Origin of the sequence: Chachezhania sediminis (genome assembly GCF_009765275.1) — a bacterium.
In the GTDB taxonomy this organism is placed as follows: Bacteria; Pseudomonadota; Alphaproteobacteria; order Rhodobacterales; family Rhodobacteraceae; genus Chachezhania; species Chachezhania sediminis.
In genome coordinates this window covers 175,893-188,998 of sequence record NZ_VOPH01000005.1, presented here as the reverse complement: position 1 = coordinate 188,998, position 13,106 = coordinate 175,893, and the positions used below count along the sequence as shown (strand labels likewise).

Genomic DNA, 13,106 nt, shown 5'->3' with positions numbered 1-13,106 from the left:
TGTTCCGACGCGGCCCGGACCGGATAAGGACTGCCCAGGACCATCAGGCGATTGCCGTGTCCCGGGCCAACCGAAAGGGACAGCCACCCGATGAGCACCAGATCCGATATCGAGATTGCCCGAGACGCGACCAAGCAGCCGATCCAGGAGATCGGGGCAAAGCTGGGGATACCCGCCGCCGACCTGGTTCCCTACGGCCATGACAAGGCCAAGCTGGGCCAGGGGTTCATCGACGGGCTGGCCGGCAGGCCGGACGGCAAGCTGATCCTGGTGACCGCCATCAACCCGACGCCGGCGGGCGAAGGCAAGACGACGACCACCGTCGGCCTGGGCGACGGGTTGAACCGGATCGGGAAACGGGCGGCGGTCTGTATCCGCGAAGCCTCGCTTGGCCCGTGCTTCGGCATGAAGGGCGGGGCGGCCGGGGGCGGGTACGCTCAGGTCGTGCCGATGGAGGACATGAACCTTCACTTCACCGGCGATTTCCACGCGATCACGGCGGCGCACAATCTGCTGGCGGCGATGATCGACAATCACATCCACTGGGGCAACGCGCTGGGGATCGATGTCCGCCGCGTGACCTGGCGGCGGGTGATGGACATGAACGACCGGGCGCTGCGCGACATGGTCGTGGGCCTGGGCGGCGTACCGAACGGCTTCCCGCGGGAAGCCGGGTTCGACATTACCGTGGCGTCCGAAGTGATGGCCTGCCTGTGCCTTGCGGCGGACCTGACCGACCTGGAAGAACGCCTGGGCCGGATCATCGTGGCCCAGACCTTCGACCGCCAGCCGGTCACGGCGCGCGACCTGAAGGCAGACGGGGCGATGACGGTGCTGCTGAAGGACGCGATGCAGCCGAACCTTGTCCAGACGCTGGAAAACAACCCGGCTTTCGTCCATGGCGGGCCCTTCGCCAACATCGCCCATGGCTGCAATTCCGTCATCGCCACGAAGACGGCGCTGAAGCTGGCGGATTACGTGGTGACCGAAGCCGGGTTCGGCGCCGATCTGGGCGCCGAGAAGTTCATGAACATCAAGTGCCGCAAGGCGGGGCTGGCGCCGGATTGCGTGGTACTGGTGGCGACGGTCCGGGCGCTGAAGATGAATGGTGGCGTGGGCAAGGATGCACTGGCGGCCGAGGATGTGGCGGCGGTCACCGCGGGCTGCGCCAACCTGGGCCGGCACATCGCCAACCTGAAGAAGTTCGGCGTGCCCGTGGTGGTGGCGATCAACCATTTCAGTGGCGATACCGGGGCTGAGATCGAGGCCGTGAAGGCCTTCGCGGCCGGGCAGGGTGCCGAGGCCTTCCTGTGCACGCACTGGGCCGATGGCGGCGCGGGGGCGCAGGCGCTGGCGGCGCGCGTGGCCCAGATCGCGGATGCGGGGCTGTCGCAATTCGCACCGCTTTACCCGGATGAAACGGGATTGTTCGAAAAGATCGAATGCGTCGCGCACGAGATCTATCGCGCGGGCGAGGTTGTGGCGGATGCCAGGATCCGCAAGCAGCTTGCGGATTGGGAGGCGCAGGGCTATGGCGCGCTGCCGGTCTGCATGGCGAAGACGCAGTATTCCTTCTCGGCCGATCCCACCCTGCGCGGCGCGCCGGAAGGGCACGTGTTGCCGGTTCGCGAGGTGCGGCTGAGCGCGGGCGCCGGATTCGTGGTGGCGATCTGCGGCGAGATCATGACGATGCCGGGGCTGCCACGGGTGCCGGCTGCGGAATCGATCCGGCTGAATGCGGCCGGTCAGGTGGAAGGTCTGTTCTGACCGGCAGGGCAGGCGCCAGGGGGCGCGGGCCGGCCGGGGCATCGAGCCCCGCCCGCCCCGCTCGCAGCCCCTGCGGGGCGGCGTCGCGCAAGGTGCGGCCGGTCGGACGAGCAATGGAGAACGGGAATGGTTGCAGAGATCATTGACGGCAAGGCCTTCGGGGCCCGGATCCGCGAACAGGTGGCCCGCGAGGTCGGCCGGCTTCAGGGCGACCACGGGCTGACGCCCGGTCTGGCCGTGGTGCTGGTGGGCGAGGACCCGGCCAGCCAAGTCTATGTCCGCAACAAGGGCATTGCCACCGTCGAGGCCGGCATGGCCAGCTTCGAGCACAAGCTGCCGGCCGACGTGCCGGAGGCCGAGCTCTATGCCCTTATCGACAAGCTGAACGCCGATCCGGAGGTCCACGGGATCCTGGTGCAGTTCCCGGTACCGGACCACCTGTCGGAACGCGATATCGTCGCCCGGATCGATCCGGCCAAGGATGTCGACGGGCTGGGCGTGACCAATGCCGGCCTTCTGGCCAGCGGCCAGCGGGCCATGATCTCGTGCACGCCGCTGGGCTGCCTGATGCTGCTTCGGGACCGGCTGGGGGACCTGTCGGGACTCGATGCTGTGGTGATCGGCCGGTCGAACCTGGTGGGCAAGCCAATGGCGCAGCTTTTGCTGCGGGACAGCTGTACCGTGACCGTCGCCCATTCGCGAACCAGGGACCTGGCCGAGGTCGTGCGCCGCGCGGATATCGTCGTGGCGGCCGTCGGCCGGCCGAAGATGGTGCCGGGCGACTGGATCAAGCCGGGCGCCACGGTGATCGACGTGGGCATCAACCGTATCCCCGCGCCGGAACGGGGCGAGGGGAAGACCCGGTTGGTGGGCGACGTCGATTTCGACTCGGTGAAGGAGGTCGCGGGGGCCATGACGCCTGTGCCGGGCGGGGTCGGACCGCTGACCATTGCCTGCCTGCTGGCGAATACTGTCACCGCCTGCTGCCGGATCGCCGGGCTGCCGGAACCGGAGGGGCTGACAGCCTGATCCCGGGGACGGAGCGGTGCGTGGGAACCACGCACGCTACGGGATGTCGCTCTTGCTGTGCGCTTGCGGCGTTTCGCCCGGCGGTACGCCGGGCAGAGGCCGGCCCGCCCCCGCCGATTGATGGTGGGGGGCGGTCGCTTTGCGACCTCCCCGCGGGAGGGTCGGGCAATGGTGCGTGGGGAACCACGCACCCTACGAGGTGGAATTCAGCCGCGCGGCATCGGGACGGCCGCCGGCCGGGGGCCTGTCAGGATCGCGATGGCGCCGGGTTGCATGAGACCCGACAGGGGTTCGGACCCGGTATCCAGCCCGCCTGTATAGGTACCGTAGGCCGGCAGGATCAGGCGCTGGCGGTCCACCAGGAAGGCGGGGCGGCGGATGCTGCCGCCGCGGGTGCGGACCCTGGCCTTTGGATGGTAATGGCCGGAGATTTCGCCCGATGCCCCGGCTTCGGCGATGTGGCGGAAGGTGAGGGGGCCCAGCACCACCTGCGCCCGATGGGTACCGCCCAGATCGATGGGGCCGGCGTCGTGGTTGCCTTCGATCCAGGTCCAGTCGCGTCCGGCCTGCAGGGTGGAGAGCCACAGGCGCTCTGCCTCCGGCAGGGCCTCGGCCGCGGCAAGGTCGTCGAAACTGTCGCCCAGGCAGATCACGTGGCGGGGCGACGTCCTTTCCAGATCGTCGGCCAGCCGGGCCAGCGTGTCCCGAGTTTCGTAGGGCGGCAGGGTCGCGCCGCTTCGGCGGGCCATCCGTTCGGACTTGCCGAAATGCAGGTCCGACACGCAGAGCAGCGCCTGATCCGGCCACCAGAGCGCGCCGGACCCCATGGCCATCAGCTGCGCGCCGGCAAGGGTGAAGGCATGGATGGAAGGATCGGCCGTCATCGTGTTCATGGTCCGTTCTTCGCGCAAGTGGCAGGGACAGGCAAGCCCCCTCAGGTCAGATCCGCAAGACCGGAGGTCTGCATCAGCAGTTCTGCCTCTTCCCTCAGCAGGCGCTCCTCGGCGCTGCCCTTCACAGGGACCTTGCCGACCTCCAGGAACAGGGGTGCGGCCAGGGGCGTAACCCGTTCCAACCGTCGCAGTTCGATCCGGTCTCCGATCCGGTCCAGCATCTCCTCGATCCGGCCGAAATCCACGAGGCCGCGCAGGGCCTCGGTCCGGGTGATCCGCAGGATCAGGTGGTCGGGATCGTACTTGCGCAGCGTGTCGTACAGGATGTCGGTTGAAAACGAAGCCTGCCGCCCGGTCTTCCGGGCCGTGGGCGTGTTGCGTTCGATCAGGCCGGCGATGGTGGCCGAGGCGCGGAAGGTCTTCTTCATCATCATGTTGCCCGCCAGCCAGTCGTCGCGTCCCTGGCGCAGCGCCTGCCGGTCGAACAGCGGTTCGACATCGTGCACCGGGTCCAGCCCCCAGATCAGAACGGCATAGTCGGTGGCGACGAAGCCCAGTGGGCTGTGGCCTGTCTCCTCCAGCCGCTTGGTGACCAGAAGGCCCAGCGTCTGCATCGCGTTGCGCCCGGCGAACCCGTAGATGCAGATGTATTCCTGCCCGTCATGGGGAAAGCTTTCGACAAGCAGGCTGTCCCTTTCCGGCAGGCGCGAGACCTCTGCCTGCAGGTCCAGCCATTCGGCCGTGTGGCCCGGCAGGGCCGACCAGTCCCGCGTGGCGAACATGTCCAGGATCCGGGTGCTGAGCTGGGTCGAGGTCGAGAACTTCGACCCCATGAAGGTCGCGATCTTGGGCTTGCGGGCGGCGTTCCGTGTGACCTCGACCGTCATTTCGCGCAGGCCCTCGTAACGCACGATCTCTCCGCCGATCAGGAAGGTGTCGCCGGGGGTGAGGGAGGCGGCAAAGCTTTCCTCGATCTCGCCCAGGGGCTTGGCGCCGCGGTCGCGCTTCAGCCGGACCTTCAGCGTGTCGGTGTCCTGGATCGTGCCGATGTTCATGCGGATCCGCTGCGCCGCGCGCGGGTCGCGCAGGTGCCACCGGCCGTCGGCGCCCTGCATCAGGCGCTGGTAGCGGTCATAGGCCCGCAGCGCATAGCCGCCGGTTGCGCAGAAATCGAGGCAATCGTCGAAAGCCGCGCGGGACAGCCCGGCATAGGGACCGGCCGAGGCCATTTCCCGGAACAGTTCGCCCGCGTCGAAAGGGCCGGAACAGGCGGCGATCAGGATATGCTGGCACAGGACGTCCAGCGGCCCGGGCCCACGGGGATCGCCGTCCAGATCATTGGCCTGTGCGGCTTCCAGGGCTGCCACGCATTCCACCACCTCGAACCGGTTGGCGGGGACCAGCACGGCCTTCGACGGTGCGTTGTAGCGGTGGTTGGCGCGGCCGATCCGCTGGACCAGTCGCTTCACGTTCTTGGGCGCCCCGATCTGGATCACCAGATCGACGTCGCCCCAGTCTATCCCCAGGTCCAGCGACCCGGTGCAGACCACGGCCCGCAGGTCGCCGCGGACCATCGCGGCCTCGACCCTTTCGCGTTGCTGGCGGTCCAGGGACCCATGGTGGATGCCGATGGGCAGGCCTTCGTCATTGGCAAGCCACAGGTTGTGAAAGAAGATTTCCGCCTGCGCGCGTGTATTGTGGAAGATCAGGGTGATGCGGTGCTGTTTCACCAGGTCCAGCACGGCCGGGATGGAATAGGCAGCCCCGCCGCCGGACCAGGGCGGACGTTCCTTCGTGGCAAGCATCGTGATGTCGGGGGCGGGGCCGGGATCGGCGGTCAGGATCGTGCAAGGATCCGGGTGGCGCGCCAGAAGACGGGCGATGGCCAACGGGTCTTCGACCGTGGCGGACAGGCCCACGCGCCGCAGGCCGGGGCAGAGCGTCTGCAGCCGCGCCAGCGCCAGCATCAATTGGTCGCCCCGCTTCGATTCGGCCAGCGCGTGGATTTCGTCCACCACGATGCGTTGCAGGCCGGCGAAGGTGCGCGCCGCGTCTTCGTAAGAGGTCAGCAGCGCCAGGCTTTCCGGCGTCGTCAGCAGGATATGTGGCGGGTCGGCCCGCTGGGCCTTCTTGCGGGTCGCCGTTGTGTCGCCGGTCCGGTCGTCGATGCGGATCGGCAGGCCGATCTCCGCCACCGGGGTGCGCAGGTTGCGCTTGATGTCGGCGGCCAGCGCCTTCAGGGGCGAGACGTAGAGCGTATGAAGGCCGGGCCGCGGGTCCACGGCCAGTTCCGCCAGCGTGGGCAGGAAGCCCGCCATGGTCTTGCCGCCGCCCGTGGGGGCGATCAGCAGGGTGGCGGGGGCGCCGGCCTGGTCGAACATGGCCTGCTGGTGCGGATGGATCGCCCAGCCGCGGGATGTGAACCAGTCGGTGATCGAAGAGGGAAGCTGCGCCATGGCACAGAGCTAGTCCCGCGAGGCACGCTAGTCCATCTTCGGCAGGTGCAGAAGCAGCGCGCGGATGGCCTCGGGCAGGCTGGTATCCGCCCCGGCAGGCGCAGCATCCAGTGCGCTGTCGATATCCTTGACCAGGATCCCGATCATGTTGTCGGGGGCATAGCCGTCCCGGGCGAATTCGATCTGCTCGAACCCGGAGGCGAACCAGTTCTGGCCAGAGGCATTGTCGATCAGCGACAGCAGCCGGTGACGGTCGACCCCGCCCACATCGGCCCAGTCCAGCACCAGCCGCGTCATGGCGGTGTTGGAGGCCGCCAGCAGGTTGTTCAGCACCTTGGCCTGCATGCCAGCACCATAGCCACCCATCCGGTGCACGCGGCGACCCATGGCCAGCAGCAGGGGCATCGTGTCGTCGATGTCGGCTTCGCTGCCGCCGACCATGAAGGTCAGCCGACGTTCTTCGGCCGCGACCTGGGCGCCGGACATGGGCGCATCGATCAGCGCGACATGGGCCGGAATCCGCGGCCGCAGCCCGGTCACATAAGCGGGCGAGAGGGTGGAGCAGATGACGATCCGTTCCAGCCGGGGCGCAAAGGCAAAGCTTTGGGGGCCGAAGAGCACATCCTCGGTCTGGGGGATGTCGCGGACCACGGTGATCAGCGTTTCGATCCCTGCGGCAAAGCCGGGCGCATCATTGGTCACGATCAGGCGCATGTCGCCGAAATCGGCGGCCGGGCGGACGTCGAAGCCGGTCGCGGCAAGGCCCATGGCGCGCAGCGCGCGCAGCATGGGCGCCCCCATCCGTCCACATCCTGCCAATCCGATCATCTTCCGTATGCCCTGCTCCGGCAGCCGTATGACTTCGCACCTGTTTCACGCCGCGGCGTTGCGGGGCGGAAACCGTCGTCGAAAATGTCTGAACCTGTCGATTTATCGCACATAAAGTGTACCAAGCTGCCAGGATTGCACGCATCCTCCTTGTCTGGACATTTTAACGAGGATTTTCGGAAAGTCGTGCATTCTGGTGCTTTCCACGTCGAAGCCGCATAAGGATCTCCAATTTGCCACAGGGATAGAAGTGGCGATTGAAGCGCCATTCAATTCGATTTGGTCAACAAGTGAAATAGCAACCCAAAGATGTTTTGAACGCCGGCCGGCGGCGGGACTTTGGGCCCTTTTGCGCCATGGCGGGTGGCTGCATCCGTGCTTGCCGTGCCTGCCGGGCAGTCCGCAATGACGTCCTTGGATTGTTTCGCACCGCGTTGCGCTTGACGGCATTTCCATTGAAATGGCATCGGGTGAAACGCGATGTGTCACCGGTCAGCTGCCACCGCCGGTATGCCCGCCTTGGCCGGAATACAGGCTGCTGCCGATTTCGGTTTCGATTTCGCTGCCCATCGCCGACAACCCGCCGTCGATCGAGGTATAGGCCGCACCGGCCAGCGCCACGACTGCCGCGGTCAGGATGACCCAGTCGATGGCGACGACGCCGTTTTCGTCCTTCAGGAACGTTTCCAGGAATTTGCGCATGTCTGTCCCTCCAACGGATCAAGCCTGCCTTGGTTTCCGGGCAGCGGGGCCGCTTCTTGGGGCACGCAGGCTGCCGCAGTGTCGTTAGACACCCGGATTGGGGCAGCAGTGGGGCAGGAATCGTGAAGGACTGTGCCGCGCGGCCGGCGCAGTGCAGAGGATTTGCGGCAATTCCGGGGGAAGGCGGGATCAGGCCCGCAGGCCTGCGCCCGGGCAAGGCGGGCGCCAAGACCGTCGCCCGCAGATCGCGGGCGACGGTGAAATCAGGTCAGACCAGGGTGGCCTCGGTCAGTTTCTCGACCTCTTCCATGGTCACGTCGGGGGCCAGTTCCTTGACCTTCAGCCCGCCTTCGACAACGTCGAAGACGCCCAGGTTGGTGATGATCATATCGACCACCCCCTTGCCGGTCAGCGGCAGGGTGCATTCCTTCAGGACCTTGGATTCGCCGGCTTTGTTGGCATGGTCCATGACAACGATCACGCGGCCCACGCCCGCGACCAGGTCCATGGCGCCGCCCATGCCCTTGACCAGCTTGCCGGGAATCATCCAGTTCGCCAGGTCGCCTTCTTCGGACACTTCCATCGCGCCCAGGATCGCCATGGCGATCTTGCCGCCACGGATCATTCCGAAGGACATGGCGCTGTCGAAAAAGGACGTCATCGGCAGTTCGGTGATCGTCTGCTTGCCGGCATTGATCAGGTCCGGATCCTCTTCGCCCTCGATGGGGAAGGGGCCCATGCCCAGCATGCCGTTTTCCGATTGCAGCATCACATCGATGCCGTCGGGAATGTAGTTCGACACCAGCGTCGGAATACCGATGCCAAGGTTCACGTACATCCCGTCTTCTAGTTCCTGCGCCGCCCGAGCGGCCATCTGATTGCGATCCCAGGGCATGATGCTCTCCTTTACGCGGCCGGACGGGTGGTGCGCTGTTCGATGCGCTTCTCGTGATCGCCCTGGATGACGCGATGCACGTAGACGCCGGGCAGATGGATATGGTCGGGATCCAGCGAGCCGGTCGGCACGATCTCTTCTACTTCCATCACGCAGACCTTGCCGCACATCGCGGCAGGCGGATTGAAGTTGCGGGCGGTCTTGCGGAAGATCGCATTGCCGGTGGCATCGGCCTTCCATGCCTTCACGATGGAAAGGTCGGCAAAGATGCCCTTTTCCATGATGTAGGTCTGGCCGTCGAAATCCTTGTGTTCCTTGCCCTCGGCAATGACCGTGCCCACACCGGTCTTGGTGTAGAAGCCCGGGATGCCGGCGCCGCCGGCGCGCATGCGCTCGGCCAGGGTGCCCTGGGGATTGAATTCCAGCTCCAGCTCACCGCCCAGGTACTGGCGCATGAACTCCTTGTTCTCGCCAACGTAGGAGCTGATCATCCTCTTGACCTGTTTGGTCTGCAGCAGGATGCCGATGCCGAAATCGTCGACGCCCGCATTGTTCGACGCGAAGGTCAGGTCTTTTGTGCCGGCATCCTTGATCGCCTGCAGGAGAAGCTCGGGGATGCCGCAAAGGCCAAACCCGCCGGCCGCGATCAACATGCCGTCGAACAGCAGCCCGTCCAGCGCCTCGGCGGCGGAACCGTAGACTTTCTTCATGAACCTCTCCCTATGAGCACGGTGTTAACCAGCTTGTGCCGCCCGTCCCATGTGAAGTCAACAAGACGGGCAGGCGCGTTCGCTGCCATGCGGCAACCGGAAAGGGCCCGAAGGGGGAAGGGCGCGTCAGATGACGCGCACCTGCGTGCCGACCGGGCACAGTTCGAACAGCTCGGCGATATTGGCATTGAACAGGCCGATGCACCCGTCCGAGCTTTGGCGGCCGATCTTCCGCGTGTCGTGGGTGCCATGGATGATGTAAGCCGGCCAGGCCAGGTACATCGCATGGGTGCCCAGCGGGTTGTCGGGGCCCGGGGGGATCGGTTTCCAGTCCGGGAAACGTTCCAGCTGCGACGCGGTGGGGGTCCAGCTGGGGCCCTCCTTCTTGCGCACGATCTCGGTATAGCCGCGCTTGGTCAGCTCTTCCGAGCGGGGGACCGAGGTCGGGTACACCCGGTAATCGGTGCCGTCGGCGGACCAGTAGTGCAGGGCACGCGACCGGGTATCGGCCACGATGCTGGCGACGCCCAGGCTCTGGAAGTGGTCCTGCCAGTTCTGGCCCGTGAAGCTGGAGATGTTGCGGTTGACCGGCGGTTCCGGTTCCGGCGGGCGGATGGCGTTCATCTGCGCGCGCGCAGATGTGGCGCCAAGGGTCAGTGCCGCGCCCGCCGTTCCAAGGAACAGACGGCGATCGAAAGAACGAGACATTATTGCCTTACCTTTCAACGTTGCTCGATGAAGTGTTTTTATTGGGTCTTGAAGGGGGATTCTTGGTGGTCTTCCTGATTTCCGACACAATCCCCGGTGCCGGAACGGAGTTCCAATCAAGAAATCTTGACCGGCAAGGCCCGATGTCTTTTAGCCACGGCAAGGGCGCTTTTCCAGTCCCATCTATCGGGGCAGGGTGCTGCGCTGGCGTGTCTGTCCGTGTGTGCGGGCCGACCTGAAAGCATCAATACGACCCGCGGCCAGGGGGCGGCAAATCCTGGCGATTTGCCGGTCCGGGCGGGTCCTGGCCGGATGGCGCGAAGGTCCCCGATGCACGGGCCGCACCGGGCACGTCGCAGAAAGGCTGCCCCGATGTTTGGGGACGCTCCCGGCAGGCTCATGGCCTTGCCGGGGCGGGGACTGTCCATTCCCAGCCTATTTCTTGGCAGCCGCAGCCTTGGCAGGGGCCTTCGCCTTCTTGGCGGGGGCTTTCTTTGCTGGGGCCTTCTTGGCAGCGGGTTTCTTCGCTGCCGGCTTTTTCCTGGTGCCCGACTTGGCCGCCTTGGCGTCCAGCAGTTCCTGAGCCTGGGTCATTGTAACGGTGTCGACCTCGATCGACTCGGGCAGCGTGGCATTGATCTTGCCCCACTTCACGTAAGGCCCATAGCGGCCCTTCATGACGGAGACGGGTCCGCCTTCGGGGTGGTCGCCCAGTTCGCGCAGGGGCGCCGCCGGGGCCGCCTTGCCGCCGCGACGGGGTTTCGAGGCCAGGACCTCCACCGCGCGGTTCATGCCGATGGTGAAGACTTCCTCGACATCTTCCAGGTTGGCATTCGTGCCCCCCCGGTCCGAGATGCTATCGGCATGCTTCAGGTAGGGTCCGTAGCGGCCGATATTCGACCAGACCATCACCCCGTCTTCCGGGTGCGGCCCGATTGCCCGCGGCAGGCTCAGCAGCTTGACCGCCTGTTCCAGCGTCGTTTCCTCGGGCGCCCAGCCCTTGGGGATCGACTGGCGCGGTGGCTTGGGCTGTTCGTCCGTCGCCTCGCCACGCTGGACGTAAGGCCCGAACCGGCCCTTGAAGGCATAGATCTTGTCGCCCGCGTCCTCGCCCAGGACCTTGCCTTCGGGCGGAATGCCGGACCCGTTCTCGTCCTCCATGCCCGGGGGGCCGAAGGGCCGGGTATAGCGGCATTCGGGATAGTTCGAACAGCCGATGAAGGCGCCGCCCGACCGGGCGGTGCGCATCGACAGGCGCCCCTGGCCGCAATTCGGACACAGCCGCGGATCGGACCCGTCTTCCTTCGGCGGGAACAGGTGCGGCTCCAGCACCTCGTTGATCTTCTCCAGCACCTCGGTGATCCGCAGTTCTGCGGTGTCGGCGATTGCGGCGGAAAAATCGTGCCAGAACCGGTTCAGCACGTCCTTGTAGTCGGCCTCGCCCGCGCTGACGCTGTCGAGCTGGTCTTCCAGCCCGGCGGTGAAGTCGTAGCCAACGTATTTCTGGAAGTAGTTGACCAGGAAGGCCGTCACCAGCCGCCCCTTGTCCTCCGGGATCAGTCGGTTCTTGTCCTTGCGGACATAGCCACGGTCCTGGATCGTGGTCACGATCGAGGCATAGGTCGACGGCCGGCCGATCCCCAGCTCTTCCATCTTCTTGACCAGCGTTGCCTCGGTATAGCGGGGCGGGGGCTGGGTGAAATGCTGTTCGGGCAGCAGGCTGCGCTTCTCGGCCGGTTCGCCCTGCTCGATCTTGGGCAGGCGCTTGTCGTCCTCGTCCGTGTTGTCGTCGCGGCCTTCCTCGTAGACGCGAAGAAAGCCGTCGAACAGCACAACCTGACCGGTGGCGCGCAGGCCGACCTTGTTGTCGGCGCTCGTGATTTCGACCGTGGTGCGTTCCAGACGCGCGGCTTCCATCTGGCAGGAAATCGTCCGCTTCCAGATCAGTTCGTACAGGCGCCGCTGGTCGGTATCGGTGACCTTAAGGTCATCCACGCCGCGGCCCATATCGGTCGGACGGATACATTCGTGCGCTTCCTGCGCGTTCTTGGCCTTGTTCTTGTAAATGCGCGGCGTCTTAGGCACGTATTCCGCGCCATAGCGCCTCGCGATCTCTTCCCGGGTCGCGGTCACGGCTTCGGGCGCCATGTCGATGCCGTCGGTCCGCATGTAGGTAATATAGCCGGCTTCATACAGGCGTTGCGCGGCGCTCATGGTCTGGCGGGCGCCCATGCCGAACTTGCGACTGGCTTCCTGTTGCAGGGTCGAGGTCATGAAGGGCGCCGATGGATTGCGGCTGGCCGGCTTCGCCTCGACCGAGGCGACCTTCAGCGCACGGTCTTCGATGGCCTTCACGGCGGCGGTGGCCGCGGCCTCGTCCCCCAGATCGTAGCGGTCCAGTTTCGAACCGTCGAGAGAGACCAGCCGCGCCTCGTACTCGTCGCCCTTGGGCGTCGACAGGATCGCCTTGACGGTCCAGTATTCGCGGGCCTTGAAGGCCTCGATCTCCATCTCGCGCTCGACGATCAGGCGCAGGCAGACGGATTGAACGCGGCCGGCGGATTTGGCACCCGGCAGCTTGCGCCACAGGACCGGCGACAGGTTGAAGCCCACAAGATAGTCCAGCGCGCGGCGGGCCAGATAGGCCTCGACCAGGGGCATGTCCACATTGCGGGGATGCGCCATCGCTTCCGTCACGGCGGACTTGGTGATGGCGTTGAAGACCACCCGGCTTACGGGGGTGTCCTTCTTGATCGACTTGCGCTTGGTCAGGGCTTCCTGAAGGTGCCAGCTGATCGCCTCGCCCTCGCGGTCGGGGTCGGTGGCAAGGATCAGTTCGCCATCTTCGGCCAGCGCATCGGCGATCGCCTTGATGTGTTTCTTGCTGTCCGCGGCGACTTCCCACTTCATGTCGAAATCGTGCTCGGTGTCGACCGAACCGTCCTTCGGCGGCAGGTCGCGTACGTGCCCGTAAGAGGCAAGCACGGTGTAGCCGGGGCCGAGATACTGATTGATCGTCTTGGCTTTGGCTGGGGATTCGACAACAACGACGGGCATTTAACGCCGGAACCTCCTGATAGTCGCTAGGCGCGGTCTATGGCGGGCGAACATGTGGGGT

The 13,106-nt window shown here is 65.8% G+C and carries 10 protein-coding genes; 2 read left to right on the top strand and 8 right to left on the bottom strand.

The genetic code is table 11. From position 1 onward, the window contains the following. The first annotated feature begins 90 nt into the window (after positions 1–90). Positions 91–1,767, top strand: a complete 1,677-nt coding sequence (locus tag FQK05_RS16585; protein WP_158968853.1) for a formate--tetrahydrofolate ligase — start codon at positions 91–93, stop codon at positions 1,765–1,767. 126 nt (positions 1,768–1,893) lie between these two features. After that, positions 1,894–2,796, top strand: a complete 903-nt coding sequence (folD, locus tag FQK05_RS16580; protein WP_158968851.1) for a bifunctional methylenetetrahydrofolate dehydrogenase/methenyltetrahydrofolate cyclohydrolase FolD — start codon at positions 1,894–1,896, stop codon at positions 2,794–2,796. A gap of 206 nt (positions 2,797–3,002) precedes the next feature. Here the strand turns inward: folD and pdeM are convergent, their stop codons facing one another. From pdeM to topA, 8 genes are all read right to left on the bottom strand, one after another. Continuing rightward, positions 3,003–3,689, bottom strand: coding sequence for a ligase-associated DNA damage response endonuclease PdeM (pdeM, locus tag FQK05_RS16575; protein WP_407644511.1), 687 nt, complete (start codon positions 3,687–3,689; stop codon positions 3,003–3,005). 41 nt (positions 3,690–3,730) lie between these two features. After that, complete coding sequence (locus tag FQK05_RS16570; protein ID WP_158968849.1) at positions 3,731–6,145, bottom strand: ligase-associated DNA damage response DEXH box helicase; 2,415 nt, start codon at positions 6,143–6,145, stop codon at positions 3,731–3,733. Between the two features lie 27 nt (positions 6,146–6,172). Continuing rightward, positions 6,173–6,973, bottom strand: a complete 801-nt coding sequence (locus FQK05_RS16565; protein WP_158968847.1) for an NAD(P)-dependent oxidoreductase — start codon at positions 6,971–6,973, stop codon at positions 6,173–6,175. A gap of 492 nt (positions 6,974–7,465) precedes the next feature. Further along, on the bottom strand, positions 7,466–7,675 hold the full coding sequence (locus FQK05_RS16560; protein WP_158968845.1) for a hypothetical protein: 210 nt from the start codon (positions 7,673–7,675) through the stop codon (positions 7,466–7,468). 268 nt (positions 7,676–7,943) lie between these two features. Further along, a complete protein-coding gene (locus FQK05_RS16555; protein WP_158968843.1) occupies positions 7,944–8,570 on the bottom strand; it encodes a CoA transferase subunit B in 627 nt (208 codons plus the stop codon). An 11-nt stretch (positions 8,571–8,581) separates the two neighbouring features. Continuing rightward, positions 8,582–9,280 (bottom strand): CoA transferase subunit A, encoded by a 699-nt coding sequence (locus FQK05_RS16550; RefSeq protein WP_158968841.1) that lies wholly within the window; start codon positions 9,278–9,280, stop codon positions 8,582–8,584. A 126-nt stretch (positions 9,281–9,406) separates the two neighbouring features. Continuing rightward, complete coding sequence (locus FQK05_RS16545; RefSeq protein ID WP_199252695.1) at positions 9,407–9,988, bottom strand: L,D-transpeptidase; 582 nt, start codon at positions 9,986–9,988, stop codon at positions 9,407–9,409. A gap of 435 nt (positions 9,989–10,423) precedes the next feature. Continuing rightward, positions 10,424–13,045 (bottom strand): type I DNA topoisomerase, encoded by a 2,622-nt coding sequence (gene topA / locus FQK05_RS16540; protein WP_158968839.1) that lies wholly within the window; start codon positions 13,043–13,045, stop codon positions 10,424–10,426. Positions 13,046–13,106 lie beyond the last annotated feature (61 nt).

Bases quoted from the DNA above. Each gene is read 5' to 3' on its own strand.
- pdeM (WP_407644511.1), bottom strand. From the start codon at position 3,689: ATGAACACGATGACGGCCGATCCTTCCATCCATGCCTTCACCCTTGCC.
- FQK05_RS16545 (WP_199252695.1), bottom strand. From the start codon at position 9,988: ATGTCTCGTTCTTTCGATCGCCGTCTGTTCCTTGGAACGGCGGGCGCG.
- FQK05_RS16565 (WP_158968847.1), bottom strand. From the start codon at position 6,973: ATGATCGGATTGGCAGGATGTGGACGGATGGGGGCGCCCATGCTGCGC.
- FQK05_RS16585 (WP_158968853.1), top strand. From the start codon at position 91: ATGAGCACCAGATCCGATATCGAGATTGCCCGAGACGCGACCAAGCAG.
- folD (WP_158968851.1), top strand. From the start codon at position 1,894: ATGGTTGCAGAGATCATTGACGGCAAGGCCTTCGGGGCCCGGATCCGC.
- FQK05_RS16560 (WP_158968845.1), bottom strand. From the start codon at position 7,675: ATGCGCAAATTCCTGGAAACGTTCCTGAAGGACGAAAACGGCGTCGTC.
- FQK05_RS16555 (WP_158968843.1), bottom strand. From the start codon at position 8,570: ATGCCCTGGGATCGCAATCAGATGGCCGCTCGGGCGGCGCAGGAACTA.
- topA (WP_158968839.1), bottom strand. From the start codon at position 13,045: ATGCCCGTCGTTGTTGTCGAATCCCCAGCCAAAGCCAAGACGATCAAT.
- FQK05_RS16570 (WP_158968849.1), bottom strand. From the start codon at position 6,145: ATGGCGCAGCTTCCCTCTTCGATCACCGACTGGTTCACATCCCGCGGC.
- FQK05_RS16550 (WP_158968841.1), bottom strand. From the start codon at position 9,280: ATGAAGAAAGTCTACGGTTCCGCCGCCGAGGCGCTGGACGGGCTGCTG.